The sequence below is a fragment of the Nocardia vinacea genome (assembly GCF_035920345.1).
Classification (GTDB): Bacteria; Actinomycetota; Actinomycetes; order Mycobacteriales; family Mycobacteriaceae; genus Nocardia; species Nocardia vinacea_A.
In genome coordinates this window covers 9,520,712-9,547,055 of sequence record NZ_CP109149.1, presented here as the reverse complement: position 1 = coordinate 9,547,055, position 26,344 = coordinate 9,520,712, and the positions used below count along the sequence as shown (strand labels likewise).

Genomic DNA, 26,344 nt, shown 5'->3' with positions numbered 1-26,344 from the left:
GCACAACCACAAGGAGCAATGCCGTTGACCACGGTCTCCCCGCACAGTGCCCATCTCGCGTTCCGCGCGCTCGAGCCGGTTCACGGGATGATCTATTTCACCCCACACGGCCCGGATGCCTACCGCGAGTTGGGCATTACGGATCCGCGGATGATGTACTTCGCATCCCGGTCCGCGGCATTCGGGCCGGTGCCCGCCGAGGTCACCATCGCCACGTTCTTCAATTTCAATCCGGCCGCGGTGCGGGCGGTCCTCCCGGCCGCATGGGAAATCGCCTCGCCCGCAGATATTTTCCGTGCTCGGTTGCGCGCCGTCGATCGGTCGCTGCGGCAGGCATGGGGCGACGACATCAGTGGCCCCGAGGTCCGTGCAGTCGCCGAGCTTGCCCGGCGCGCTGCCGAACGCGCTTGCGAACGCCCGCAGGGCCGGCCGTTGTTCGCCGCACATGCGGCGCTGCCGTGGCCCGACGAACCGCACCTGGTGCTGTGGCATGCGCAGACACTGTTGCGGGAGTATCGCGGCGATGGGCATGTCACGCTATTGCTGACGGAGGGGCTGGACGGAATCGAGGCGTTGATCACGCACAGTGCGACCGGCGAGATATCGCCGGAAGTGCTGCGCGCCAGCCGATCCTGGAGCGAAGCGGACTGGGCCGCCGGTGTGCGGCGGCTTCGCGAGCGGGGTTGGATGGCGGACGATGCCGTCGCGCTGAGCGAACACGGTTCGGCGCGACGCGGCGCGATCGAGAGCCGGACCGACGAACTCTCGGTCTATCCGTACGAAGCGATCGGCGAAGCCGGGTGCGCGCGCCTGTGTACGCTCGCCGCGCCGTTGGCGATCCGGGTAATCGAAGGCGACCTCGGATTCCCGCCCACGCTGTCGGCTCGCTATCGACAGATGATCAAAGCCGGCCTATAGGACTTTCAGCCGATAGTGCGGGCGAAATCGATCAGGGCGGCGCTGACTTCGGCGGCGCGTTCCTGTTGAATCCAGTGTCCCGCCCCGTCCAGGACAATGGTCGCCCGCAGGTCGGACAGTATGGCAGCCATCTTTGTGGTCGGGGTGAACCGGATGACGGCATCCTCCGATCCGGCGATGAACAGCGCGGGCTGGTGGATCTTCGCATCGGCCAGGTGCGCGCTCAGTTCCCAGTTGCGGTCGAGATTGCGGTAATAGTCGAGTCCGCCGGTGAACCCGGTGGTCGTGAAAGTCGCAATGTAGTGACCGAGTTCGTCCTCGCTCAGCCAGGCCGGAGCTGCCATCTCGGAACCGTTGCCGCTCAACAGATCCCGGGCACTGACGACATCGTCCTGCAGCAGCGTGCGACGCACGTCCGACGCGAGCTCCGCATCCGCGCGGCCCGGCTCCTGGAACCAGCACATGTAGAAGTCGTCGCCGAGCCTGGACCGCAGTATCGGCAACGGTGGCGCGGCCGACCGCGGTGTTGCGGGAACGCTCAGCCCCGCGACGGCCCGCACTCGTTCCGGATGCCGAAGGGCCAACTGCCACACCACCGACGCACCCCAGTCATGACCGACGAAGATCGCATCCTCGACACCGGCCTCGTCGAGAACACCGACGAGATCGGCGCACAAGTTCACCATGTCGTAGTCCTCGACCCGATCGGGCCGAGAACTGCCACCGTATCCGCGCATATCCGGAGTCAACGTCCGGAAACCGGCCTCGGCGAGCGCGAAGACTTGGTGGCGCCAAGAAAACCCGAGCTCGGGAAAGCCATGGCAGAACACCACAGCGGGACCGTCGCCATGCTCGACGACCCGCAACTCGATCCCATTGGTCGCGACCTGGCGGCTACCGAGCCCCAGCCACTCGTCCAGCAGATTGCGTGTGTCCATACTCGAGGTCACCTCGTCTACCGCGGCAGTATTGGTCGCAACCGTATTCGATTCTGACGTCAAGTTCAACTTCCGCCCCGGACTGGGGTGACGACGAGATCAGGTGCCGTCGCTGGGCTCGGCGAAGGGTGCGGCCGTCGATGATCGCCAGGATGGCGCTAGACGACTACCAGAAAGTGTGACCTCCGCGCTCAGCCTTCCGTCAACTCCTGGGCGGCCTCTTGGCCCGCCACGCCGGTCCGCTGGAGGAAGTCGGCGATCACCTCGAGTTCGGCTTCGGAGTAGCGGGAACAGAGTTCATCCATGCGGTTGTTCATGCCGGAGAACAGCTCGAACAGTTCGGAATTCCGTTCGCGCACCGAATGCAAGGTGACCGCGCGACGATCCGTGGAATCCGAGTCACGTTCACGGACGATCCAGCCGCCCTTCTGCAGGCGATCCAGAATTCCCGTCATGGTCGCGGGGTGCAGTCCGGCGCGGCGCGCCAATGCCGTCGGGGATATGGGGCCGTGGCGGTTGATCAGGTCGAGGCATGTCCAGTCGACGTCCTTGAGTTCGACCCGACCACCGAACCTTCTATTGAGCAGCGAAAGCTGAATATTCAAGTCACGCAATGCTTCCCGCACGTCGGCCGTCAATCGCCGACGGCTGCGCGCCGAAGTACGACCTGCTGCTGAACTCATTATCCACCACCCTCGCCTACGTTTATACGACTTTCGTATCATACGTAGGCGAGGGGCAGATTCGGCTCGCCGACGTGTGCGATTCGCTCCGTCAGACCGGAACGACGCGGAAGACCGCGATTCGATGCGCCGATGCGGCCACGCCGTCCGGGGTGGCGGCATCGGCCAGTCCGGTGGTGACGAAACGCTGGCCGACGCTCTTCGGACTCGTCGCCACCAATTCGTGCAGCAGCGGCGGGCGCTCGTCTACCGGCACCTCGACCAGGCGTGCCGTCGACGACTTTCGGCCGCGTGTCAGCGTAACGATATCTGCCGCACGGGCATTCGCGACCCACGCCGCCTTCGGGAATGCCTGGAAGATGAAGCGTCCGCTGTCGAGCTTGTTCACCGCGATCGGGAAGGTGCGCAACTGTCCGCTGCGTCGCCCCGCGACCGTGAGCAGTTGCATCGGGCCGAAGGCGATGCCTATCCGCTGCAACCCGACGATGACCTTGTTGATGGTGTTGGTTGTCCGACGGTAACTATCTGCACTCATGCACACAATCCTAGTTGAAGATTATATGAGTTTCATATCGTATATTTCACATATCAGCGCCGGTCTCTCGTGGGTGAAGCGACCGGCGTCGGCGATTATCACCGCCCGGACAGTCGGACGCGCCGACGTTGGTGCATTCGATGGAGGCGGCTCGCCGAACAGCTCCTGGCAACCGAGCACGTCATCTGCTGCCCACCGACGATTCGTCACCGACGTAGGCCGACCAAAGCTTGCGGTAGGGGCCGTCGACTTCGAGAAGATCGGTGTGGCGGCCGATTTGGAGCAAGTGGCCGTCGCCGACGACCAGGATGAGGTCGGCGGCGGCAGCGGTCGCCAGACGGTGGGCCACGACGATGGTGGTGCGGCCCGCGGTGAGCACATCGACGGCCGCGCGGACCCGGGCGTCGGTGGCCAGGTCGAGGGACGCGGTGGCCTCGTCGAGGATGAGGATGTCGGGTTCCACCAGTTGGGCGCGGGCCAGGGCAAGCAGTTGGCGTTGACCCGCGGACAGCCCCGCACCGTGCGCGCCGATCGGCTGACGGTAGCCGTATTCGAGGGCGGCGATCATCTCGTGCGCACCGACCGCACGTGCCGCCCATTCGATTTCGGCAGGGGTCGCATCGGGTTTGCCGTAGGCGATGGCGGCGTGCACGGTGTCGCCGAACAGGAATGGTTCCTGCGGCACCACACCCAGGCGTTTGCGGTAGTCGCGCAACCGGTAGCGGCGGATATCGACGCCGTCGACGAGTACCGCGCCGTCGGTCGTGTCGTACAGACGCGCGAGCAGCTTCACCAGAGTGGACTTGCCCGCACCGGTTTCGCCGACCACGGCCACCTTCTCGCCGGGAGCGATCGTCACATCGATATCCGACAGCACCCGCGCGCCGGCACTGTCGTAGGCGAAACCGACACCGCGGAACTCGATTTCGCCCGCGAGCCGGTCGACGGTGCGGGCATCGGGCGCGTCCGGCGTGGTAACGGGTTCGCGCATCAGGACACCGATGCGCTCCACACCGACGATCGCCTGCTGATAGCTGTCGAAAACCTGCGACAGCTGCTGGATCGGCGCGAACAGCAGATCAATATAGAGCAGAAACGCGATCAAAGTGCCTGCGGTGAGCGCATTCTCGCGGACCTGATGCACACCGACGGCGAGCACGGCAGCCGTGGCGATCACCGACATGATCTCGATGAACGGGAAGAACAGCGCCATCAGCGTCTGGCTGTGCAGCCGCGCATTGCGGTACCCCCAGGAGCGACGCTCGAATTCGCGCTGGTTGATCGCCTCCCTGCGGTAGGCCTGCGTCACCGCGATGGTGTCGACATTCTCTTGCAGATAGGCGTTCGCCGCGCTGACCTGTTCGCGCGCAAGGTTGTACGCGGGCACGGAGGCTCGGCGGAACGCAACCGTGGCGGCCACCAGCACCGGCAGCAGCGCGAGCACCACCAGCGCCAGCTCGGCGTCGATCACGACCAACGCGACCACTACACCGCCGATGGTGAGTGTGCTCGTCAGCGCGACCGTCAGGCCGGTCTGGAGGAAGGTGGACAGGCCGTCCACGTCGGTGATCATCCGGGTCATGATGCGGCCGGCCAGTTCTCGCTCATAGAACTGCAGACCCAGCCGTTGCAGTTGCGCGAAGACCTTCACGCGCAGGCCGTACAGCAACCGTTCCCCGGCGCGCCCGGTCACCCGGACCTGCGCGACGGTGATCGCCCAGTCCACGACCACCAGCACCAGCGCCGAGGCTGCGGCGAGTAGCAGGACATCGCGGGCACCTACCAGCACCCCGCGGTCGATGCCGTAGCGCACCAGGAACGGAATGAGCGTCTGCGCCAACGCGTCCAAGGCCACCAGTCCCAGCCCAGCCAGCAGCGGAATCACGAACGGCCGCAGCAGCCGAGGCAGATCGAAGTTCGGCTCGGGGGTGTGCGAAAACTCTTCGGGCACATCGGGTTCACCACTCACGCCGGGCAACCGGTCGATCAGTGCACGCACATCACCGCTCGGTGGGGCACTCGACATCATGCCGCCCCCCAGGTGGCCGCCCATCCCTCCGGGCCCGCCCGCGGCCCGCTGGGAGAATGCCTTCGCCATCTGCTCCAGCGTGCGCGACTCGTCACCGTCGGTGTCGGTGTGCACCCACAGTCCCGCGGTGGGCACGGGGTCGGTGACCGCGGTCAGATCGGCGGCGATACTCGCCGGATCGGGCGGGGTGAACAGGGTATGGAACAGCTCACCGGAGGTCTGCAGCTCGTGCAGGGTGCCGAGTTCGGCCACCCGCCCGTCGTCGAGCACCGCTACCCGGTCGGCCAGCGCCAGGGTCGAAATGCGGTGTGCCACCACGATTGTGGTGCGCCGATGCACCTCCGCGGCGATGCGGGCGAAGATCTCCTCCTCCACCTGCGCGTCGATGGCGGAGGTGGCATCGTCGAGTACCAGCACCGGGGCGTCGGTAATCAGGGCGCGCGCCAACGCCAGTCGTTGCCGCTGCCCGCCGGAAAGTCGTTGTCCGCGTTCCCCGATGCCGGTGTCCAGCCCCTCGGGCAGCGCGGCGACGAAATCCTCGGCGGCGGCCAGATGCAGTGCGTGCCACACCTGTTCGTCGGTGGCGTCCGGGCGGCCGTAGGAGACGTTGGCTCGCACGGTATCCGCCATCAGCGAGGTGTCCTCGAAGACCATTGCCACTCGACCCCTGAGATCCGGTAGCTCGCGGATATCGGTGCCGTCCAACAGGATCCGCCCCGCATCGGGATCGAACAACCGCGGTAGCAGCTGCACCAGAATCGACTTGCCGGAACCCGCCGCACCCGCAACGGCGATGGTCTCCCCCGGCTCGACCGTGAGATCGAGATCGTGCAGCACTGGCGGCTGACCTTCGAATGCGAAACGCACACCGCGGAATTCGATTCGCGGCGCACCGTCCGAGGAGTCGGCGACCTGCCCGGCGGTCGACTCGCTCGGCGGTGGCGTCTCGATCACCTCGCGTACTCGCTCCAACGATGCCTTCCCTTGCTGGCTCACCGTCAGGAGCATGGAGAACATGCGGACCGGGGTGACGAACGACCCCAGGTAGGTCATGAACGCGAGAAAGGTGCCCAGCGTGATGGACTGCCGCAATGCCAGCAGCCCACCGACGACAAGGACCAACGCCTGCCCGGCGGCGGGCACCGCCTGCATGACCGGCGTGAACCGACTGGTTATTCGCGTGACTCGCAACCGCGACCGATACAGATCACGAGCGGACGCGGCCAACTGCTCGAGCTCGTGCGACTCCTGCCCGAAACCCTTCACCACCCGCACCCCGGCCACCGCGGCCTCCACCCGCATGGCGACCTCGGCGGCCCGGGCCTGCGCATCCCAGTTGGCCGGGAACAGCTCACGCTGACTGCGCGAGGTGATCAACCACAGCGCGGGCACCACCAGCAGCGCGATTACGCTGAGCGCCGGCGACATCGACGCCATCAGCAACAGTGACGCGGCGATCAGCACAACGTTGCCCGCGACCAGCGGAACCAGTTGCAGGAACATCTGGATCAGCGTCACATCGGTTATGGCGCGGCTGACCACCTGCCCGGTGTAGAGCCCCGCGCGCTGCCGTCCGTTCAGGCGCAGCAGCGCCGCGAACAGGTCGCGGCGCAGATCGTGCTGCACATCCAGCGATAGCCGCGAGGATCCGGTCCGCCGCAGATACCCCGCGACGAACCGGACGGACCCGATCGCCAACAGCACGAGCACCCATGGCAGCACCGATGCGGCCGTGGTGGTCAAAGTATCGACCACATGCCGTACAAGCAGCGGCAGGATGGCCGTGAGTACCGCGGCCACCACCGAACCCACACACGCGACGATTACCGTCCGCCGATGTTCCGCGCAGCGCCGCAGCAGATAACGAATCCACCCGTCGGCAGCCGCGTCGCCGGAACAGCCCGAGCCCGAACTCATCCGGCGACCACGAGGGCGTCCGCTTCGGCGAACTGGTTGGCGGGCCGGTCCAGGCCGTAGTGCCCGCGCAGCGTGGTTTCGGTGTACTCGGTGCGGAACAGCCCGCGCCGCTGCAGGATCGGCACCACCTCGTCGACGAATCGTTCCAGGCCCGAGGGCAGTACGGCGGGCATGATGTTGAATCCGTCCGCGGCACCGCGGATGAACCATTCCTCGATGGTGTCGGCGACCTGTTCTGCGGTGCCCGCGAAGGTGTGGTGGCCGCGTCCGCCGCCGAGCCGTCCGATCAGCTGGCGTAGCGTAAGCCGTTCGCGCCGAGCCAGATTCACGATGAGGGTGAATCGGCTCTTGGCGCCCTGGATCTCGTCCTCGGTGGGCAGATTGTCGGGCAGTTCGCTGTCCAGGTCGAGGTCCTCCACCGGAATTCCCCAGGTGCGGGCCAGCTGACGCTTGGCGTATTCGGGCGAGATCAGCCGCTCCAGTTCGGCATCCAGTTCGCGGGCGTGCTCCTCGGTGTCGCCGATGACGGGCACAATGCCCGGCAGGATCTTGATGGTCTCCGGATCGCGCCCGACTGCGATGGCGCGGCGCTTCAGGTCGGTGTAGAACTCGAGGCCGTCCTCGATCGTCTGCTGGGCGGTGAACACCGCTTCGGCGTAGCGGGCGGCGAATTCCTTACCGTCCTCGGAGGATCCGGCCTGCACCAGCACCGGGTACGCCTGCGGCGAGCGCGGCACGTTCAACGGACCCGCGACCTTGAAGAATTGGCCCTCGTGTTCGATCTTGCGGACCTTGTCCGGATCGGTGTGCAGCCCGGATTCCTTATCGGCGAGCACGGCGTCGTCCTGCCAGCTGTCCCACAATTTCGTTGCCACATCGACGAATTCGGCGGCCTTCTCGTAGCGCAACTTGTGGTCCGGGACATCGTCGAGCCCGAAGTTCCGTGCCGCGTCCGCACCCGCGGTCGTGACGATATTCCAGCCGACGCGCCCGTTCGACACCCAGTCCACCGACGCGAACCGGCGCGCCAGATTGAACGGCGAGTTGTAGCTGGTGGACGCCGTGGCGATGAGCCCGATCCGCGAGGTCTGCACGGCGATCGCGGTGAGCAGGACGGTCGGCTCCAGCTTGCCGCTGGGGCGGCGACCGGTATCGCCGAAGAGCACCGGGCTGTCGGCGAAGAAGATGGAATCCAGCTTCCCGCGTTCGGCGATGCGGGCGAGGTTCACGTAGTACTCGATTTTGGTGTTCGAGTGCGGATCGGATTCCGGCAGCCGCCACGAGGCCTCGTGGTGGCCGGTCGACATGAGAAATGCGTTGAGGTGCAACTGTTTCGACATGGTATTCCTTTCAGACTCCGGCCGGAACGACGCCGAGCGCGGTCAGTAGGGTGCGGCGGATGCGCTGGAAATCCGGTTGGCCCGGATCACGCTCGGCCGGCAGTTCGATGGGTAGGTCGACGGTGAGACGCCCGGCGTCGAGCACCAGGACCCGCTGTGCGAGCGTGATCGCCTCGTCCACGTCATGGGTGACGAGCAGGACGGTCGGAGTGTGCCGCTGGATCAGGTCGCGCAGTAATTCGTGCATCTTGATGCGGGTCAGCGCATCCAATGCGCCGAACGGCTCGTCGGCCAGCAGTAGATCGGGTGCGCCGACCAGCGCTCGGGCCAGCGCCACCCGCTGCTGTTCACCGCCGGACAACTCCGACGGCCAGGCGCGTTCCCGTCCAGCCAGCCCGACCTCCGACAGCAGGGACTTGCCGGCCTCGCGGTGGTTGCGCGGCTGCCCGTACAGCACATTGGTCAACACCCGCTGCCAGGGCAGCAATCGCGAATCCTGAAATACCACAGCGGTTTTCGCGGGTACGCGCAGTGACCCGGAACCCTGGACATCGTGATCGAGCCCGGCCAAGGCCCGCAGCAGCGTGCTCTTACCGGAACCGCTGCGGCCGAGCAGGGCGACGAATTGACCCGGCGGGATGGTCAACGTGATCTCCTCCAGGATGGTCCGATCCCCGAAGGATCGGACCAGGTCCCGGGTCCGGACGCCTAAGTCGCGATCGTGCGACGCCATGACAGCACCTTGCCTTCGAGCAGACGGATACCGGCATCGGAGATCAGTCCGAATACGCCGTAGATGAGCAGGCAGAACAGGATGACATCGGCCTGTCCGTAGTTCTGGGCGCTGCTCATGAGCTTGCCCAATCCGTCTGTGGCATTGACGGATTCGACGACGACCAGGGCCAGCCAGGAGCCGGTGACCGACAGTCGCAGCCCGAGGAAGAACCCGGGCAGTGAGCCGGGGATGACCACCCGGCGGATGAAATCCCAGCGCGAAACTCCCTGCACCTCCGACAGTTCCACGAATCGCTTGTCGATGGTGGTGAGCGAGGCGTGGGTCTGCAGGTACATGGTGACGAGCACACCGAAGGTGATCAGCACGATCTTGAACGTCTCACCGATGCCGAGCCACAGGATCATCAGCGGAATCAGGCCCAGGGTGGGGATGGCTCGCTTGACCTGCAGGGGGCCGTCGAGCAGCGACTCACCCAGGCGGGAAAGGCCCGAAAGCAGCGCCAGCGCCGTGCCGACGAGTACACCGACGCCGAGGCCGAAGGCCGCACGGCGCAGCGAGGCGGCGACATTCTCGCCGAGTGTGCCGTCGCGGAACAGGTCCCAGCCGGTCTCGAGCACGGTCCACGGCGCGGACAGTTTGCGTTCGTCCAGCAGACCGAAATGGATGCCCGCCGTCCATGCGGCCAGCACGAGGGCCACACCGAGCAGTCGGGCGAACGGCACCGGTTTGCGCAGTCCGAGTCGGCGCAGGCGACGTCGATCCACGAACCCCTCATCGGCCCTCGGTATCGACACCGCGGTGCGCGGTAATGCGAGGGTCATTGCGACTCCTTGGTCCGGTACTGCGCGGGCACCGCCTCGTTGGCGATATGTTCGAAGCGCCGGTCGAACAGCTCGGCGGCGTCGAAACTCTTACCGAAGTAACCGGAGCGGGTGACCAGGTCGATGGTTTCCTGTTCCCACTTGATCGCGTCATCCCAATTCGATGGGTAGTAGGGCTTTTCGACAGTGCTCAGAATCCGCCTGCCGTCCTCCGCCGAAACCTTCTGATCCTTCACGTAATACGCGTCGATCCATTGATCCTGATGCTCCCAGGCCCAGATATCCGCGCGCGCCCAGGTTTTCACGAATTCGGTGACGGCGGCGAGTTTCGCAGCGTCCTGCAGCACCGCCGTCGGCGTCCACAGGATGGTCAGTGCGTCCACTGCGGGAGTAGCGATGGCGCGTGCGCCCTGAGCACCGTACTGGGCGAGATATTTTGTCGTCGAGGGCTCCCCGAGCGGTGCGACGTCGATTTGTTTGCCCTGCAATGCGGTCAGGAATTGCGGACCATTCAATTCCACCAGCTTGACGTCGTTCAACCCGATGCCCGCGGCCTGCAGCGTGCGAAGCACCACCACGCCCTGCGCTTGCCCGGGTGAGAAGCCGATTCGCTTGCCGCGCAGGTCGGTGAGGCTGTTGATACCCGAATTCGGCGCGGTCGCCAGCTGATACATCGGGGTGGAGCGCACCTTGACGCCGACGATCTTCGCGTCCACGCCGGTGGCATGGGCGTGGATCGGCGGGATTCCCGCATTGCTCGCCACATCCAGCGCGCCACTGCGAAAGGCCTGAATGATATCCGGTCCCGCGGACACCACGGGCCATTCGGAAACGGTGAACGGCAATGTGTTCGACCGACCGGACGCCTCGAGGGCGACACGGGTGGTATTCACCGAAATCGAGAGCTTTGTGCCCGGTGGCACACTGGTCGGCAGGTCAGCTGAAAGAGCGGTATCCCCGCCGCCGCGGGTAGCGCAGCCGCCGATGAAAAGCGCTGTCGCTACCACGAGCCCTAATCCGTATATGGCGGATCGCATCGCTCGCTCCTGATTCGTCTGTATTGGAATGCATTGTGGGAATTCGAGGGACGACGACAGGCGAGGCATTCGAACCGGATCGCGTTTGCGTGATCTTCCATGTACCGACTTTGACGGAAGACATTGCGGTAGGGCAACATTCGTTCGACTTAAAATAAATGCGAATCAAAGTCGGGCGTCCGACGGCGGCAACACCTCCCCCGGCACGGCGGCGGTGACCACCGCGAGTGGATCGGTGAACAGCTGCTGGAGCACCACGGTGCCGGCGGCGGTCTCGAGTGCATGTCCGAGGAACGACGACCCGGTGACGACCTCCTCGGGACGCTCACACGCCGAGTACCGGCGCACCGCATCGAGATAGGTGGCGCGCACGCCCGGCACCCGAACCAAGGCCGGATCGACGATCACCACGGCGTCCGGATCCAGCAGATCGATCACGACCGCGATCACCCGACCCAGCACCGTCGCCCGCTCCACGAACAGCGCCTGCGCCGTCTCATCCCAGCCCGCGACCTCGATGAGATCCCGCAAACCGCGTACCGGCAGCGACGCCCGCTGCGCACGCGCCACCAGCGCGCGATCGGCGCAATCCGCCAGCGCCGACTCCGCGGACTCACCGGCGACCAGCCGAGTGATCGCGCCCGCAGCCGAACGCGGGCCGTAGTGCACCCGCCCGTGCACGGCGAACGCCACATCGATCACATTGCCCGCGAACAGCACCACCGTCGCCGCCGCATCGCGCGCATTTCCGAATAACTGCTCGGCGTGCACGAGGGCGCGCGTGTGACTGTCCAAGGTCACCGGTAAGCCGGTTTCGTCCGAAAGATACCGCCGCACAGCGACATTTCGCCAAGGTAGGGTGCCGTGGCCGACGACGGCCCCGGCTGAGGTGTCGACCCAGCCGCCGATCGCGACCCCCAGACCGAGTATGCGTTCGGTCAATTCACCCCGCAGGCGACACACTTCGGCGGCAGCAGCGGCCAGAATCGCATCCGGATCCAGGCTGATATGCGGCACCCGGTGCGAAAGCCGCACCGCCCCGGCAATATCCAGCACGGCGACCGTGGTGTGCTCGGCGGCGATATGCACCCCGATCACCACATTGCCCGCGACATTCAACATCAGCGGCGAATGCGGACGGCCCATCCCGGCCGGCCCTGCCGTCTCCGGCAGTTCGGTCAGCAAACCCGCCGTCCGCAGCGCACGAACCTGCGCGGTTACCGTCGCAGGCGACAGCCCCGCCAGCCGAGCGATCTCACTGCGCGGCGCCGTCCCCTGCTCGAGCACCGCACGCAAGACCGCCCCCGCACTACTACCCCCAGCCACCACCGTCATCTCGCCCTCGGTCAACCGACCCGGACATCATCAACCTGGCACGCTTCCAGCGACACCGTTGCGCTCGAGCCGATTCTGAGGACACAAGCCCCACTGTGTTCGGCCGTCGCTGACGTCCCGGGGCGGCGGGTGCTGCTATGCGCATGCGCCGTGGCCTCGGCGCTGTCCGCTGCGGCATCCTTCGCGCGCGATTTCTACACCGGCGCGGACACCACTCCCAATGGAGCTGCCACTGTCCGAACTTCCACAGCGGAGTGCCGCCCTCGGCCCGCAATACCAAGGGCAGCAACCGAATTCAGGCCGACACCGTGGACCGGACATGCGGCAGACCGAGGTTGTCGCGCAGCGTGGTCCCGGTGTATTCGGTGCGCAACACGCCGCGGTCCTGCAGCAGCGGCACCACCTGGTCGACGAATTCATCGATGCCCCATGGCACCAGGTGCGAGCCGAGGATGAAGCCGTCGGAGCCGTCGTTCTGGACGAAGGTATCGATCTGCTCGGCGACCTGGGCGGGAGTGCCGACCAGGGGCCCGCGTTCGAACTGATCGATCACGACCTCGCGCAGGGTGAGTTTCTTCGCCTCGGCCACCTGGCGCAGGCGCTCGACCGTGGCGAACCGGTCCTGATGCACGAAGGCACGTCCCTGGATGATCGGCGCCGCATCGGGATCCGGATCGATATCGGGTACCGGCCCCTCCGGGTCGTAGCCGGACAGGTCGCGGTTCCAGATCTGCTCCAGCAGGATCAGCGCGGTCTGGCCGGTGACCTGCTCGTCGCGCACGGCGTGGAACTTCTCGATCGCCTCGGCCTCGGTATCGCCGAGCACGAAACTCGCCGAAGGCAGGATCTTGATGTCATCGGCCGCACGTCCCGCCGCGACCGCGCGCGCCTTGATATCGCGGTAGAAGTCCGCGGCCTCCGGCAGCTTGCCGTACGGGGAGAAGATGGCATCGGCATTGGCGGCCGCGAAGGCGCGGCCCTGCGGTGAGACACCCGCCTGCAGGATCACCGGCCGCCCCTGCGGGCTGCGCGGGACGGTGAACCGCCCGGAGATATCGAATTGGTTGCCCTGGAAGGCGAACGCCCCGGCATCCGGTCGGGCCAGGAATCGGCCGGAGTCTTTGTCGGCGACGATATCGGCGGCGTTCCACGAATCCCACAGGGCACGAACGGCATTCAGTGTTTCCTCGGCCCGCACATAGCGGTCGTCCGGGTCGAGGAAGCCGCCGCGGCGGCGGCGACCAGATCTGTCCATTGGCATCCTCGTCTCCGTGAACGGAGGCGATTCCTACTAGACCGTCACGGCCTGTCGGTGGGTTCCTGCTTCACCGCGCGGCGCCGGAACAGGTTCCGGTCTTACCCGCACTCCACAAGCGTTTCGTCTCTCCGCCTGCCCAGCGGCGAGAATATTGTTCGCGGCGTTGCGATCCCGGTCATGAACCGCACCGCACCGGCATGTCCAGGTTCGCACCGACAACGGCTTAGGACCATCGATCACCCCGCACACCGAACACAGCTGAGACGACGGGAAGAACCGGCCCACCCGGGCGAAGTACCGACCGTAGCGCGCGGCTTTCTCCTCCAACAGCCGGGTAAACATGCCCCATCCGGCGTCATGTATCGACTTCGCCAACCGGGTACGCGCCAGGCCTGTGACGCACAAGTCCTCGACGTACACCGCTTGGTTTTCGCGGATGATCGTCGTGGAGTGTTTGTGCGCCCAATTCCTGCGCGTGTCAGCTACTTTCGTGTGCGCCCGCGCTACCCGCAGACGCGCCTTCGCCCTATTCTGGCTGCCTCTCTCCTTCCGCGACAGGGCCTGCTGCGCCTTGCGGAGCCGACGTTCGGCGCGGCGCAAGAACTTCGGAGACTCGATCACCCTCCCGTCGGACATCACAGCGAAGGTGGTCAACCCCAAATCGATACCCACCTCTGTATCGACTTCGGGCAGTGGCTCGCTGTCGGTCCGCACGACGAACGACGCAAAATACCGCCCAGCAGCGTCATGGATAATCGTGACCGACGACGGGACCGACGGCAGCTCCCGCGACCACCTCACCGCGAGATCACCGATCTTCGGCAACCGCAACTTCCCGCCATCGGTGACCGCGAAACGGGCATTAGCGGTGAACCGGATCGCCTGCCTATGATCTTTACGGGACCGATATCGGGGCGTGGCAACCATACGCCCTTTGCGTTTCCCACTGACCGAGGCGAAGAAATTGCGGTAGGCGGCGTTCAGGTCCGCCAGCGCTTGCTGCAACACCACCGCCGACACATCACCCAGCCAGGCCCGCCCCGGAGTCCTCTTCGCAGCGGTCAATGCTCGCGACAGGTCACCGTCGCTCACATATGGCTCACCGGCAACACGCGCGTCCTGCCGCGCACGTAATGCGTCGTTGAACACCACACGCGCACACCCGAATGCCCGCGACAGCGCTTGCCGCTGTCCGGGTGTCGGGTAGACACGAAAGGTGTACCGCAACTGCACATCTCACACGATACCGTTGGTTTGTGGTCGGGCTCGCATTTTGCAGATTCGGTCAGTGGCGCGCCGCTATCGGTGGCGAAGCAGAACATCGAAGCGCAGGACCGTCCGGTCTAGAACACGCTCGGGCGTTGGCGGCCATCCCGTGTGTGCCTTCTTCCCGCTCTGAAAGGGCGGAGCACTAGCACACATTTCAGTATCCGGGACTGAACAGTTCGGCGGGTCGGGACGTCGGCTCCCGCCACTCGGCCGGATGCCAGCCCGCTCCATCTAGCGCGACGCCGAGATGTAGTTGTTTCGGTGCCATCGTCTCCCGTTCCTCTGCATGCGCGAATGTCATGTCCTGCAACGCGCGCAATCGCTGATGCGTCGGGCGGTATACGACTCCGGCCGGACGCTGTGCTGGGCGGGTATGACTCCGCCCACCCCGAATATCGCGTGGCCACGCGATATTCGGGGTTGCCCTGACCTGGCCCGCCGCAGGTGGTGTCAACGATTGAGATCAGCTCGAGCGCGGGGAAATACGCTGCGAACGAGCGGAATCGACGACAGCCACCGGATAGAAATTCCGCTGAGCACAACCGGTGCCGACACTCGTGCGCCTCGCTAACGTTCTCCGGTCGGACCCTGTTGCGGAGGAGTGCGCGATGACCACCGAGTCGACCATCGACGTCGATACCCCACTGCACCCGCTCGACGATCCGGTGCGGGCATCGCTGCGCGGCGAGCACCGCCGCTTCGCCAGCTGGGTGGGCCGCATCGGCCGCTACGACCCGGACGTCGCCAGGTTCATCGGCCATCCGCCCGTACTGGACGAACAGGATTGGGCCGATCTGGCCACCCTGCTCGGACCGGGTGGCAGCACCGCGCTGCGCGGCTACGGCCATCTGCCGCCGGCGGGCTGGACCGTCCTGAACGAATTCGGTTCGGTGCAAATGGACGGCACCGCACTACGCGTTGCCCACGATCCGGAACTCGAGGTACTCGCCGCCGCCGATGTGCCGGAGATTCTGGAGCTGATCGCCCGCACCGAACCCGGCCCGTATGCGCCTCGGACCATCGAAATGGGCACTTACCTGGGAATTCGGGTGGACGGCAGACTGGTGGCGATGGCGGGTGAGCGCCTGCACCCGCCGGGCTGGACCGAGATCAGCGCGGTGTGCACCGATGCCGAATTCCGCGGCCGCGGCTTCGCCTCCCGGCTGACCCGTGCGGTCGGCGCGAGGATCCGGGCGCGCGGCGAAACACCGTTCCTGCACGCCGTCGCGCACAATGCGACGGCGATCAGTTTGTACGAGACGTTGGGATTCACCCTGCGCAAGCGTTCGTTGTTGACGATCGTGCAGGCACCATCGTCCACCGGCTCCGCATCGACGCCGAACTAGCCGCCGAAATCAGTCCGTGCATTCAGCGCTCAGGTAGCGGGGGAAGTTCCAGGTTTTCGCGGAAAGTGCCACCGACATAGTCGTTTCCGACGATTCCCCGGCGCCGCAATTCGGGCAGCAGTCCATTGGTGACAAAGTCCCGAGTTCGGGAATCGGCCAGCCCACCCAGCGAAATGACGTCGAGAACCCCTGCGCGATAACGCTCTTCGACAGCATCGGCCAATCGTTCCGGCGTCCCGGCGGCCGCCCAGTGCCCGGTATCCTTCGCAGCGACGATCAGCTCACGCAGCGTGCGACCCGATGCCGCCAGCTTGGTGAAGATCTCCACCCGCCCGCGACGGCGGTTTACCGAATTCAGTTCGGGCAGTATCGTTTCCGGTATGGGCCGATCCAGCGGCAGTTCTGAAAGATCGATACCGCCGCCGAACATATCCGCCAATTGGATTCGGCCCGCATCGAAGTCGGTCGCTTCGGCCGCCTCGCGGACCAACCGGCGCGCCTCCTCCTCCGTCGCTCCATAAGTCGCATGGAACGAACTCATGATCAGCGGTAGGCATTGTGCGCGACCGAGTTCCGTCGCGCGGGCGCGAATCGTCTTGGTATAGGTCACCGCATCTTCGAGCGTCGGCAGCGAGGTGAAGACCACCTCGGCGAACCGCGCGCCGAGCTCGATACCGCCCGCCGATTGACCGGCCTGGAATTGGACCGGGCGACGCTGGGGCAACGGCGGGATATTGAGCGGACCCCGCACCGTGAAGTATTGCCCCGCATACTCGATCGGGCGCACCTTGGTCGCGTCGAGGACCGCCCCGCCGATTCCGTCGGGGGTCAGCGCCCCCGGTTCCCAGCTGTCGAACAGCGCGTTGACGACCTCGAGTGATTCGGTCGCCCGCGCGTACCGCTCCTCCGGGCTCGGCAGATCCTGATCGCCGTAGTTCTCCTCACCCACCGAGGACGTGACGACATTCCAGGCGGCGCGGCCATTGCTCACATGGTCGAGCGTTCCGAACAGCCGGGCGAGATTGTAAGGGTGGTGGAAGGTGCTGGTCACGGTGGCGATCAAGCCGACGTGCGAGGTCACCGCACTCAATGCGGACAGGAAGATCAGCGGCTCCTGCGCGCCGATCGCACCCTGCGTGCCGAAGCTCAGCAGGTCGGCAGCGAACAGTGCGTCGAACTTATTGGCCTCGGCGATCTTCGCGATCTCGATCGAGGACGCGACCGTCGATTCGTGCGGATCGATCGCGGCCGCATAGACGCTCACCGCGCCGCTGACTCCAGTAACTGTTTTCAACGCCCGACGTCGTGCAGAGCTCATTTGTTCGAGACAACCGTATCCCGCTCCCGCAGCACAGGTTTGCGATCAGTTCGAATGGAATCGGTCAGAGTTCGGGAAGATCAGGCAGTGGCGCGGCAACGCCGCCCCGACCGATCCGCTTTCCATCGTCGACCGCATTCGCGGTGCGTACGCCTGACTTTCAGAACCGGGTGTCGATCAATTTCGTTTCCGCGATGGCGAATACGGTGTCGCTGATCTTGCCGAGCAAGGCCAGCAGCACGATGGCCAGCAGCATGATGTCGGTGCGGCCGCTGTTCTGGCTGTCGATCAGCAGGAACCCGAGTCCCTTCGACGAGGCGATCAGCTCGGCCGCTACCAGGAACAGCCAGCCGTTCGCCAGGCCGAGGCGCAGACCGTTGACGACCGCCGGTGCCACCGCGGGCAATTGGATCGAGAACAACAGCGCGGCCCGACGGAGTCCATAGGCCCGGCCGAGTTCGGTCAGGTGCGGATCGACCTGTGCCAGAGCCGAAGCCGTCGTCGTATAGATCGGGAAGAACGCACCGATGGCCACCAGCACGATCTTCGGCTCCTCGCCGATGCCGAGCCACAACAGCAGCAGCGGCACCCACGCCAGCGACGGCACCGTGCGAAACAATCCGACGGTCGGCGCCAGCAGCACGCGGGCGATATCGAACAGTCCGACCACCGCGCCGAGCACCAGTGCGATGAGCGCGCCACTGGCGAATCCGAGCAGCACCCGCTGGATGCTGATCGCCAGATGGCTCCACAGTTCGTCGCGCTGTAGCAATTCCCGCAGTGCGGCAAGCACATCCGCGGGCGGCGCGAGCTGACTCGACGAATACAGTCCGGCCGAGGTCACCCCTTGCCACAGCAATAGCAGCAGCACGGGCACGACCAGTCCGAGCGACACCCGGTCCCAACGAATCCGGCGCACACCACGCGGCGGCGCGGTCGGGGTCACCGTCACCGAAGGGCCTGCTGTGCGAATTTCGGCTCGAAGAGTGCGCCGAGTGCGGTCTCGGCGGCTTCCTTCGATCGCACGTCACCGTCGGCCACGATGATCGGCACGATCGGGGTGAGCACCGCCCGCTGGGACTCGCCCGGCACCGGATCGACCTTCAGCACGGTGCGCTCGAGCGTTTCCTTGGCGACATCGAGGGAGGTCTTCGACTCCGTCGCCAGCAGCTGCGCGAGTTCGTTCGGATGATCCAGTGCCCAAACCCTTGCCTGCTCGTAGGCATTGACCACGGCCTGGACCCGATCAGGATGCTGTGCGATGAAATCCGCGCGGGCGTTGAGTACGCCGTAGGTCTGGAAGTTGGCGTTGCGGTATAGCAATCGCGAACCCTGCTCCTGACGGGTCTGCGCCATATAGGGATCCAAACCCGCCCATGCGTCGACATCACCGCGTTCGAGTGCGGTCTTGCCGTCGGCGTGCTGCAGGTTGGTCACTTCCACATCCTTGGCGGTGAGACCGGCCGTCTGAAGTGCTTGCAGCAGTGTGAAATAAGCGTCGGTGCCCTTCGTCGCCGCGATCTTCTTCCCCTTCAGCTCGGCCACCGAGGTGACGGGCGAATCCTTCGCGACGACCAACGCGGTCCATTCCGGCTTGCTGTAGACCGAAATGCTTTGCAGCGGTGTGCCATTGGCCTTCGCCTGCAGCGCCGCCGAACCCGCGGTCGAATTCACATCGATCGCATTGGCGCGCAGGCTTTCATTGGCCTTATTGCTGCCCGCGGAGAACACCCAGGTCACCTTGGTACCGGACTTCTCCAGCAGATGCTGGTCCCGGATGACCAGGCTCAGCGGGTTGTAGTAGGCGTAGTCCAGCCGCACCTCATCCGCCCCGGCCGCGCCAGACTTTTCGCCCTCCGCGCAACCCGAAAGCAGCGTTACCACAGTCGCCGCGACGGCTGCCAGGACGATGATCGATCGTCTCATCAGAGTGTCTCCTTGACGGTGGCGCGGCGCGGAACGCCGAGTCGTTCGAGTAGGTCGAGCCGCAGTGCGGCCAACTGTGGGTCGGCATCGTCACGAGGCCGATCGGCGGATACCTCCAGCGCCGCGCCGATTGTGAAACCCGTTTCGCCACCGACGGTTTCGAGTACGACAACACGGTCGGCCAGGCGCAACGCCTCGTCCACATCATGGGTGACGAGTACGACCGTGATGCCCGCGGCGCGCTGCACCTCGTCGAGCAGATCCTGCATTCGCAGCCTGGTCAGCGCATCCAGCGCCGCGAACGGCTCGTCGAGCAGCAGCACACCCGGATGCCGAACCAGCGCACGGGCCAATGCCGTTCGCTGCGCCATCCCCCCGGACACCTGTCGCGGCCGATGTCTCTCGAATCCGGCCAGGCCGACGATCTCGAGCCCGCGCCGCACCTCGGCCTCGCCTTCGGCCCGCGAGATGGTCGGTGGCAAACCCAGTGCGACGTTGCCCGCGAGGTTGCGCCACGGCAGCAACCGCGGCTCCTGGAAAACCACCGCGCAGCGCGGGTCGATGCCGCGCATGGGCCGGCCGTCCAGCACGACCTCGCCCTCGGTCGGCTCGTCCAACCCGGCGATGACCCGCAGCAGTGTCGATTTCCCACTGCCGGACGGACCGACCAGCGCGATCACCTCACCCGGCGCGATGTCCAATTCGATATCGCGCAGGACGGTATGGGCGCCGAAACTGCGGCCGAGGCCGCGCAATGCGACCCCGGCGGCACGACTGGCACTGGGTGACACGTCGACTACTGAGCGGCGGTGAATCCGGCACGGAGATCGGCGAGGATATCGTCGATCCCCTCGATGCCGACCGCGAGACGGACCAGGCCCGGGGTGACACCGGCCGCCAATTGCTCCTCCGGAGTCAGCTGGGAATGAGTGGTCGAGGCCGGATGGATTACCAGCGAACGCACATCGCCGATATTGGCGACGTGGCTGTGCAGCGTGAGCGCCTCGACGAAACGCTTACCCGCATCGACCCCACCGGCCACTTCGAAGCCGATCACCGCGCCGACGCCCTTGGGCGCGAGGGTGCGCCCGCGTTCGTACCACGGGGAGGACGGCAGCCCGGCGTAGGACACCGCGGTCACCTCCGGACGGGCCGCGAGGAAGTCCGCCACCGCCTTGGCATTCTGCACATGCCGTTCGATCCGCAGACTCAGCGTCTCCAGACCCTGGCTGATCAAGAAGGCGTTGAATGGCGAGACGGCCGAACCGAGATCGCGCAGCAGTTGCACCCTGGCCTTGAGGGCATAGGCGGGAGCGCCGAGGTCGGCGTACACCACACCGTGGTAGCTCGGGTCCGGCGTGGTGAAGCCGGGAAAGCGGCCGCCGGTCCAATCGAAGGTGCCGCCGTCGACGATCACGCCCGCGATGGCCGCACCGTGGCCGCCCAGATACTTTGTCGCCGAATGCACCACGATATCGGCGCCGTGGGCGAGCGGCTGGATCAGATACGGCGTCGCGACGGTGTTGTCGAGAATCAGCGGAACGCCTGCGGCATGGGCGATTTCGGCGATGCCGGGTATATCGAAGATGTGGTTCTGCGGGTTGGAGATCGTCTCGCCGTACAGCGCCTTGGTATTCGGCCGGATCGCCGCGCGCCACTGGTCCAGATCGTCCGGATCGTCGACGAAGCTGACCTCGATGCCCAGTTTCGGCAGCGAGTAGCGGAACAGGTTGTAGGTGCCGCCGTACAGCCGCGGGCTGGACACGATGTGATCGCCCGCACCGGCGATATTAAGGATCGCGAAGGTCTCCGCGGCCTGTCCGGAGGCCAGCAGCAGCGCCGCGACACCGCCCTCCAACGCCGCGATGCGCTGCTCCACGGCATCCTGGGTCGGGTTCATGATGCGGGTGTAGATATTGCCCGGCTCGGCGAGACCGAACAGCGCCGCAGCGTGCGCGGTATCCCGGAAGGTGTAGGAGGTGGTCTGGTAGATCGGCAGGGCGCGGGCATTGGTCGTGCCGTCCGGCGCCTGTCCGACATGGATCTGCTTGGTCTCGAAGCTCCAGTCGGCGCTCGGGTCGGCCTGGGTCTGGTCGCTGGTGGTCACATCAACGGACACTAAGAAGCGCCCGGCGCGGCGTCGAGAATTACATTCATCCGGAACCGAATCCGGGCCCGATCAGCACCGGAAACCAGGTCCACAATCGACTCTGATCCTTTCATCAGATACGATTCCGATAGCGGATTAGAGGGAAAAGAGGACACGGTGACAGGTGTGGTGGGCAACCGCATCGACAGGCGGCGCGAGCGGACGCGCAATGCGCTGCTCGGGGCGGCGCGGAAGTTTCTGTCGGAGGGGCGATCCGCGGTCAGCATCCAGGAGATCACCGATGCCGCCGATGTCGGATTCGGCTCGTTCTACAACCATTTCCAGTCCAAGGAGCAATTGTTCGACGAGGCCGTGCGGTCGGTACTGCAGATCTACAGCGAGATGCGCGACGAGATCGTCGCCATGTACGACGATCCGGCCGAGGTATTCGCGGTGAGCTTCCGGATGACCGGGCGGTTGCAGCGCCAGATCCCGGAGGGCGTGCGGGTGATCCTGAATTCCGGTACGTCGGTGCTGCTGCGCGACGAGGGCCTGGGCCCGCGGGCCCGCCGCGACATCACGGCCGCCCAGGAGGCGGGCCGGTTCGAGCCGATGGACCCGGATATGGCGCTGATGGCCGCGGGTGGGGCGCTGCTGGGACTGCTGCAACTATTGGACGCCCGGCCCGAGGCCGACGCCGGGGCGCTCACCGACGAGATGACCCTGCATGTGCTGCGGATGTTCGGTATGAACAAGCGCTCGGCGCAGAAGCTGGTATCCAGCGAATTGCCGCCGCAGCCCCAGCTGTGATCAGCCGTTGACCGCTGCGGCCAGTCGCGGCAGTTGCCGCAGTGGATTGTGGTGTTCGACCTCCATGCGCTGATCGGCATCGAAGATCTCACTGAGTCCGGGCGCGGGATCGTGCGAACCGCTCTGCGGGAGCGTGAGCGCGCTGAAGGGCCAGTCGGAACCGAAGACGATGTGATCACGGTTCGTCACGGCGAGCGTGCCGGCCATGGCGGCCGCCGAACCGCTGAGCGCGGTGTCGTAGTAGAACCGCGAGATCTGGTTCTTCATATCCAGCACCGACGGCTTCGGCAGGTCCTGCGGCCACAACTGGCCCAGCACTGTTTGCGAGGCAACGCTGACACGGTGGGATAAAAACGGCAGCACACCACCCGCGTGGGCGAGTTGGAAGCGAATGTTGGGATAGCGCTGGGTCATTCCGGTGACCATCATCATGGTCGCCGCGCGCGTGGTGTCGAAGGTGAACTCCTCCAGGAAGTCCGGCAGCGGCAGCTTCGGCTTGGCGACATCGGGAATGGCGGCCGGATGCACGAAGACGTAGGCATTGCGCTGGTTCAACGCGATCATCAGCGGTTCGAAGCGCGGATCACCCAGGTAGACACCGTCATACGCCGACAGCAGGATCACACCGTCGAGGTGCAGTTCGTCCAGCGCGTAGCTCGCCTCGGCGATCGAAGCCGCGATATCGGGCATCGGCAGCACGGCGAATGCGCCGAATCGTGTCGGATTGGATCGGAACAGACCGGCGGCATACGTATTGCAGTAGCGGGCCATATCGCTGGCCTCTTTACCGGGCAGGAACGACACACCCGGATCCGATACCGACAGTGCTTGGGCCTGGATGCCGTAGTAGTCCATGAAGGCCACCGCAGCCTCCGTGGACCACTCCGGCGTCGGGTAGCCGCCGATGGTGAGGTGACCGTGATCCAGCAGTGCGGCACGGTAATCCGGTGGCAGGAAATGCGCGTGCAGGTCGATGCGGTAGGCGCCCGACGGCGCGGGCTGCTGAGCGCGGGCCGGAGCCGCCTGGGCATTCGACATCGAAGCCACCGCAGCCGCACCGAATGTGCCGGCAACAACGCTACCGAGTGCGCGCCGACGACTGACCACCGGCGGGGCCTCGGCACGAGGACCATTCACAGAGCTTCGCCTTTCGTATTCATGACAGCAGTCCCTCGTCATCCAGCCACAGCGGTCAAGTCGAGTGCGATATCGACGATCATGTCTTCCTGCCCGCCGACCAGACCACGGCGTCCGGCCTCGGTCAATAGCGTACGGACATCGATTCCGTATGTGGCGGAAGCCTTTTCGGCGTGACGCAGGAAGCTCGAATACACCCCCGCGTAGCCGAGGGTCAACGTTTCCCGGTCCACCTGCACCGGTCGCTCCATCAGCGGTCGGATCAGATCGTCGGCGGCATCGGTGAGCCGGTTCAGGTCCGCACCGTGCTCCCAGCCTTGGAGATCGGCGACCGCGACGAATGCCTCGAGCGGTGTATTGCCCGCGCCCGCCCCGAGCCCGGCCAGCGAAGCGTCGACCCTGGTCACGCCCTCCTCGACGGCGACGACACTATTGGCGACCGACAGCGACAGGTTCTGGTGCGCGTGGATACCGATCTCGGTGTCCACGTCCAGCACGGCCCGGTAGGCGCGCACGCGTTTGCGGACACCGTCCATGGTGAGCCGTCCGCCGGAGTCGGTGACGTAAACGCATTGTGCGCCATAGGCTTCCATGAGCTTGGCCTGTGCGGCGAGCCCGGCGGGTGTGTTCATATGGCTCATCATCAGGAAGCCGGAGACGTCCATGCCGATTTCGCGGGCGAAGGCGATGTGCTGGGCGGCGATATCGGCCTCGGTGCAGTGCGTGGCTACCCGAACCGAACGCACACCGAGGTCGTAGGCGTGGCGCAGATCGTCGATGGTGCCGATGCCGGGGAGCAGCAGCGTGGTCAGCCGGGCATCCTGCAATGCACCCGCGGCGGCTTCGAGCCACTCCCAATCGGTGTGGCTGCCCGGCCCGTAGGTGAGGCTGCCGCCGTGCAGACCGTCGCCGTGCGCGACCTCCACCGCGTCGACGCCCGCCGCATCCAGCGCGGCGGCAACGGCGGCAACGTTTTTCGGGGTGATGCGGTGGCGCAGCGCGTGCATACCATCGCGCAGCGTCACATCCTGCAAAAAGACTTCTGTCATTACACACTCTCCCGGATCGGCACCGAAACGGGCGCTGCGGCAAGGCGTTCGGCGACGCGCAACGCGGCCGAGGTCATGATGTCGAGATTTCCGGCGTAGGACGGCAGATAGTGCGCCGCGCCTTCGACTTCGAGGAATACCGAGATCTGATGCGTGACAACGGTATCGCCGACAAGAGTCTCCGACTGCGTGGCCGCAGTGATCTGGATGTCCTGCTCGAGCCGGTAGCCGGGCACATAGGCAGCCACCTCGGCGATCATCGCCTCGATCGATTCCCGCACGGCCGCATGGGTTTCCGGATTCGGATCGCCGATCAGCGCGAGTACGGTGTCGCGCATGATCAGCGGCGGCTCGGCCGGATTGAGGATGATGATCGCCCGGCCGCGCGTCGCGCCGCCGACCGCCTCGATCGCCTGCGCGGTGGTCTCGGTGAATTCGTCGATATTGGCTCGGGTGCCGGGCCCGGCGGATTTGGAGGCGATCGAGGCGACGATCTCGGCGTAGGGCACCTCGGTGACCCGGGAAATCGCCGCCACGATCGGGATAGTGGCCTGGCCGCCACAGGTCACCATATTCACGTTCGGAGCGTCGAGGTGCTGGTCCAGGTTGACCGCAGGCACCACGAACGGGCCGATCGCGGCCGGGGTCAGATCGATCAGCCGCTTCCCGTGCGGCTCCAGCGCGGCGGCATTCGTATGGTGCGCGCCGGCGGAGGTGGCGTCGAAAACGATATCGATCTCGTCGAAATGCGGCATGGCGATCAGTCCATCGACACCGCTCGCGGTGGTCGGTACGCCGAGCCGGTCGGCACGGGCCAGTCCGTCGGAGTCCGGATCGATGCCGACCATGGCGGCCACCTCCAGGGTTTCCGACAGCCGCAGCACCTTGAACATCAGGTCGGTACCGATATTGCCCGAGCCGATGACGGCGACTTTGGTGCGGCTCATATTTCCTCCAGCGTGAAGTCGATGGCACCGAGTGCCTGTGTGCCACTGAATAATTCGGACCGAATGCGGGCGCCCGGTCGCAAGAGGGCCATCGGTCCGAGCGCACCGGACAGGACGATCTCACCGGCACGCAGCGGATCGCCGCAGTCGCGCGCGGTGCGGGCCAGCCGGGCCAGCGCGTTGAGCGGATCACCGAGACACGCCGAACCAGTTCCGGTGGAGACGATTTCGCCATCGATCGCCATATTCATCGCGATCTCGCACGGTTCGAACTCGGCCAGCGACAGCCGCTCGGTGCCCAGGACGAACCAGCCGCTGGACGCGTTATCGGCGACGGTATCGGCGAAGCTGATATCCCAGTCGGCGATGCGGCTGTCGACGATCTCCAATGCGGCAACCGCATAGTCCACCGCCCCGCGGACGCTGATCGCATCCAACTGCTCGATATCGAGGTCGGCACCCAGAACGAATGCCAGTTCGGCCTCGACTTTCGGCTGCAGCATCGAGGTCGGCACCCAGAACGAATGCCAGTTCGGCCTCGACTTTCGGCTGCAGCAGCGTAGGCCGTTGTGCCGCAGGAGTTTCGGCGATGTTCATATCGGCGAACAGCACGCCGAAGTCGGGCTGATTCACCCCGAGCTGCTGCTGGACCGCCGGAGAGGTGAGTCCGATCTTGCGTCCGACGAGCCGGGCACCGGCGGCGAGGCGGTGCTGGACGCCGATGCGCTGCACCGCATATGCCAGGTCGACGTCATCGGGGCCGATGAGGGCGCGAACGGGCGCGATCGGTGCTCCGGTCGTCGTGGCGATGGAAAGCCGTTCGGCCGCAGCATGAACCGCCGCGGAATCGGTCACCAACCCGCCCGTCACCCGGCCACCATCGCTCATCGAATTGTTACGCGATGC

General features: G+C 65.6%; 22 protein-coding genes and 1 pseudogene. 3 read left to right on the top strand and 20 right to left on the bottom strand.

Annotation, left to right across the window (positions count from 1 at the left end):
• The first annotated feature begins 18 nt into the window (after positions 1-18).
• Complete coding sequence (locus OIE68_RS43315; protein ID WP_327096672.1) at positions 19-918, top strand: SCO6745 family protein; 900 nt, start codon at positions 19-21, stop codon at positions 916-918.
• 5 nt (positions 919-923) lie between these two features.
• Here OIE68_RS43315 and OIE68_RS43310 read toward each other — a convergent pair whose 3' ends face one another.
• The 11 genes from OIE68_RS43310 to OIE68_RS43260 form a co-directional block, all read right to left on the bottom strand.
• Positions 924-1,856 carry an alpha/beta hydrolase gene (locus tag OIE68_RS43310; protein WP_327096671.1) on the bottom strand — a complete coding sequence of 311 codons (933 nt, stop codon included), beginning with the start codon at positions 1,854-1,856 and terminating at the stop codon, positions 924-926.
• Between the two features lie 191 nt (positions 1,857-2,047).
• Complete coding sequence (locus OIE68_RS43305) at positions 2,048-2,539, bottom strand: MarR family transcriptional regulator (protein ID WP_327096670.1); 492 nt, start codon at positions 2,537-2,539, stop codon at positions 2,048-2,050.
• 91 nt (positions 2,540-2,630) lie between these two features.
• Positions 2,631-3,074 carry a nitroreductase/quinone reductase family protein gene (locus OIE68_RS43300; RefSeq protein WP_327096669.1) on the bottom strand — a complete coding sequence of 148 codons (444 nt, stop codon included), beginning with the start codon at positions 3,072-3,074 and terminating at the stop codon, positions 2,631-2,633.
• Positions 3,075-3,255: 181 nt separating this feature from the next.
• A complete protein-coding gene (locus OIE68_RS43295; protein WP_327096668.1) occupies positions 3,256-7,020 on the bottom strand; it encodes an ABC transporter ATP-binding protein in 3,765 nt (1,254 codons plus the stop codon).
• Positions 7,017-8,360: an LLM class flavin-dependent oxidoreductase gene (locus OIE68_RS43290; RefSeq protein WP_327096667.1), complete on the bottom strand. Its 1,344-nt coding sequence runs from the start codon at positions 8,358-8,360 to the stop codon at positions 7,017-7,019. The genes OIE68_RS43295 and OIE68_RS43290 overlap by 4 nt, the downstream gene beginning before the upstream one ends.
• A gap of 10 nt (positions 8,361-8,370) precedes the next feature.
• Positions 8,371-9,093 (bottom strand): ABC transporter ATP-binding protein, encoded by a 723-nt coding sequence (locus OIE68_RS43285; RefSeq protein ID WP_327096666.1) that lies wholly within the window; start codon positions 9,091-9,093, stop codon positions 8,371-8,373.
• The gene (locus OIE68_RS43280; protein ID WP_327096665.1) at positions 9,069-9,917 is read right to left on the bottom strand and encodes an ABC transporter permease; all 849 of its coding nucleotides are present in this window, start codon (positions 9,915-9,917) and stop codon (positions 9,069-9,071) included. Before OIE68_RS43280 ends, OIE68_RS43285 begins: the two co-directional genes overlap by 25 nt.
• Positions 9,914-10,954 carry an ABC transporter substrate-binding protein gene (locus OIE68_RS43275; RefSeq protein WP_327096664.1) on the bottom strand — a complete coding sequence of 347 codons (1,041 nt, stop codon included), beginning with the start codon at positions 10,952-10,954 and terminating at the stop codon, positions 9,914-9,916. Before OIE68_RS43275 ends, OIE68_RS43280 begins: the two co-directional genes overlap by 4 nt.
• A gap of 165 nt (positions 10,955-11,119) precedes the next feature.
• Entirely contained in the window at positions 11,120-12,289 is a 1,170-nt protein-coding gene (locus tag OIE68_RS43270) for an ROK family transcriptional regulator (RefSeq protein ID WP_327096663.1), read from the bottom strand.
• Between the two features lie 295 nt (positions 12,290-12,584).
• Positions 12,585-13,544 (bottom strand): LLM class flavin-dependent oxidoreductase, encoded by a 960-nt coding sequence (locus tag OIE68_RS43265; RefSeq protein WP_327096662.1) that lies wholly within the window; start codon positions 13,542-13,544, stop codon positions 12,585-12,587.
• A gap of 36 nt (positions 13,545-13,580) precedes the next feature.
• Positions 13,581-14,780 (bottom strand): transposase, encoded by a 1,200-nt coding sequence (locus OIE68_RS43260; RefSeq protein ID WP_327096660.1) that lies wholly within the window; start codon positions 14,778-14,780, stop codon positions 13,581-13,583.
• A 644-nt stretch (positions 14,781-15,424) separates the two neighbouring features.
• On the opposite strand from OIE68_RS43260, the gene OIE68_RS43255 reads away from it, so the two are divergent.
• A complete protein-coding gene (locus OIE68_RS43255) occupies positions 15,425-16,162 on the top strand; it encodes a GNAT family N-acetyltransferase (protein WP_327096659.1) in 738 nt (245 codons plus the stop codon).
• Between the two features lie 22 nt (positions 16,163-16,184).
• Here the strand turns inward: OIE68_RS43255 and OIE68_RS43250 are convergent, their stop codons facing one another.
• From OIE68_RS43250 to OIE68_RS43230, 5 genes are all read right to left on the bottom strand, one after another.
• Positions 16,185-17,480: an NtaA/DmoA family FMN-dependent monooxygenase gene (locus tag OIE68_RS43250; RefSeq protein WP_327096658.1), complete on the bottom strand. Its 1,296-nt coding sequence runs from the start codon at positions 17,478-17,480 to the stop codon at positions 16,185-16,187.
• A gap of 160 nt (positions 17,481-17,640) precedes the next feature.
• Positions 17,641-18,339, bottom strand: a complete 699-nt coding sequence (locus tag OIE68_RS43245) for an ABC transporter permease (RefSeq protein ID WP_327102019.1) — start codon at positions 18,337-18,339, stop codon at positions 17,641-17,643.
• 89 nt (positions 18,340-18,428) lie between these two features.
• On the bottom strand, positions 18,429-19,406 hold the full coding sequence (locus OIE68_RS43240; protein WP_327096657.1) for an aliphatic sulfonate ABC transporter substrate-binding protein: 978 nt from the start codon (positions 19,404-19,406) through the stop codon (positions 18,429-18,431).
• A complete protein-coding gene (locus OIE68_RS43235) occupies positions 19,406-20,197 on the bottom strand; it encodes an ABC transporter ATP-binding protein (protein ID WP_327096656.1) in 792 nt (263 codons plus the stop codon). Before OIE68_RS43235 ends, OIE68_RS43240 begins: the two co-directional genes overlap by 1 nt.
• Positions 20,198-20,202: 5 nt before the next feature.
• A complete protein-coding gene (locus OIE68_RS43230; RefSeq protein ID WP_327096655.1) occupies positions 20,203-21,513 on the bottom strand; it encodes a bifunctional o-acetylhomoserine/o-acetylserine sulfhydrylase in 1,311 nt (436 codons plus the stop codon).
• 159 nt (positions 21,514-21,672) lie between these two features.
• Between OIE68_RS43230 and OIE68_RS43225 the strand changes: the two genes are divergently transcribed.
• On the top strand, positions 21,673-22,305 hold the full coding sequence (locus tag OIE68_RS43225; protein WP_327096654.1) for a helix-turn-helix domain-containing protein: 633 nt from the start codon (positions 21,673-21,675) through the stop codon (positions 22,303-22,305).
• Here OIE68_RS43225 and OIE68_RS43220 read toward each other — a convergent pair whose 3' ends face one another.
• The 4 genes and pseudogenes from OIE68_RS43220 to OIE68_RS43205 form a co-directional block, all read right to left on the bottom strand.
• Complete coding sequence (locus OIE68_RS43220) at positions 22,306-23,343, bottom strand: amidohydrolase family protein (protein ID WP_327096653.1); 1,038 nt, start codon at positions 23,341-23,343, stop codon at positions 22,306-22,308.
• 137 nt (positions 23,344-23,480) lie between these two features.
• Positions 23,481-24,491 (bottom strand): 4-hydroxy-2-oxovalerate aldolase, encoded by a 1,011-nt coding sequence (dmpG, locus tag OIE68_RS43215; protein ID WP_327096652.1) that lies wholly within the window; start codon positions 24,489-24,491, stop codon positions 23,481-23,483.
• Complete coding sequence (locus OIE68_RS43210; protein WP_327096651.1) at positions 24,491-25,438, bottom strand: acetaldehyde dehydrogenase (acetylating); 948 nt, start codon at positions 25,436-25,438, stop codon at positions 24,491-24,493. The genes dmpG and OIE68_RS43210 overlap by 1 nt, the downstream gene beginning before the upstream one ends.
• Positions 25,435-26,326 (bottom strand): annotated as a pseudogene (locus OIE68_RS43205) (2-keto-4-pentenoate hydratase). Before OIE68_RS43205 ends, OIE68_RS43210 begins: the two are co-directional and overlap by 4 nt.
• Positions 26,327-26,344: the final 18 nt, after the last annotated feature.

Coding starts and splice junctions, on each gene's coding strand:
- OIE68_RS43270 (WP_327096663.1), bottom strand. CDS start 12,289: ATGACGGTGGTGGCTGGGGGTAGTAGTGCGGGGGCGGTCTTGCGTGCG.
- OIE68_RS43315 (WP_327096672.1), top strand. CDS start 19: ATGCCGTTGACCACGGTCTCCCCGCACAGTGCCCATCTCGCGTTCCGC.
- OIE68_RS43250 (WP_327096658.1), bottom strand. CDS start 17,480: ATGAGCTCTGCACGACGTCGGGCGTTGAAAACAGTTACTGGAGTCAGC.
- OIE68_RS43280 (WP_327096665.1), bottom strand. CDS start 9,917: ATGACCCTCGCATTACCGCGCACCGCGGTGTCGATACCGAGGGCCGAT.
- OIE68_RS43290 (WP_327096667.1), bottom strand. CDS start 8,360: ATGTCGAAACAGTTGCACCTCAACGCATTTCTCATGTCGACCGGCCAC.
- OIE68_RS43240 (WP_327096657.1), bottom strand. CDS start 19,406: ATGAGACGATCGATCATCGTCCTGGCAGCCGTCGCGGCGACTGTGGTA.
- OIE68_RS43275 (WP_327096664.1), bottom strand. CDS start 10,954: ATGCGATCCGCCATATACGGATTAGGGCTCGTGGTAGCGACAGCGCTT.
- OIE68_RS43310 (WP_327096671.1), bottom strand. CDS start 1,856: ATGGACACACGCAATCTGCTGGACGAGTGGCTGGGGCTCGGTAGCCGC.
- OIE68_RS43265 (WP_327096662.1), bottom strand. CDS start 13,544: ATGGACAGATCTGGTCGCCGCCGCCGCGGCGGCTTCCTCGACCCGGAC.
- OIE68_RS43295 (WP_327096668.1), bottom strand. CDS start 7,020: ATGAGTTCGGGCTCGGGCTGTTCCGGCGACGCGGCTGCCGACGGGTGG.
- OIE68_RS43285 (WP_327096666.1), bottom strand. CDS start 9,093: ATGGCGTCGCACGATCGCGACTTAGGCGTCCGGACCCGGGACCTGGTC.
- OIE68_RS43210 (WP_327096651.1), bottom strand. CDS start 25,438: ATGAGCCGCACCAAAGTCGCCGTCATCGGCTCGGGCAATATCGGTACC.
- OIE68_RS43305 (WP_327096670.1), bottom strand. CDS start 2,539: ATGAGTTCAGCAGCAGGTCGTACTTCGGCGCGCAGCCGTCGGCGATTG.
- OIE68_RS43255 (WP_327096659.1), top strand. CDS start 15,425: ATGACCACCGAGTCGACCATCGACGTCGATACCCCACTGCACCCGCTC.
- dmpG (WP_327096652.1), bottom strand. CDS start 24,491: ATGACAGAAGTCTTTTTGCAGGATGTGACGCTGCGCGATGGTATGCAC.
- OIE68_RS43300 (WP_327096669.1), bottom strand. CDS start 3,074: ATGAGTGCAGATAGTTACCGTCGGACAACCAACACCATCAACAAGGTC.
- OIE68_RS43220 (WP_327096653.1), bottom strand. CDS start 23,343: ATGTCGAATGCCCAGGCGGCTCCGGCCCGCGCTCAGCAGCCCGCGCCG.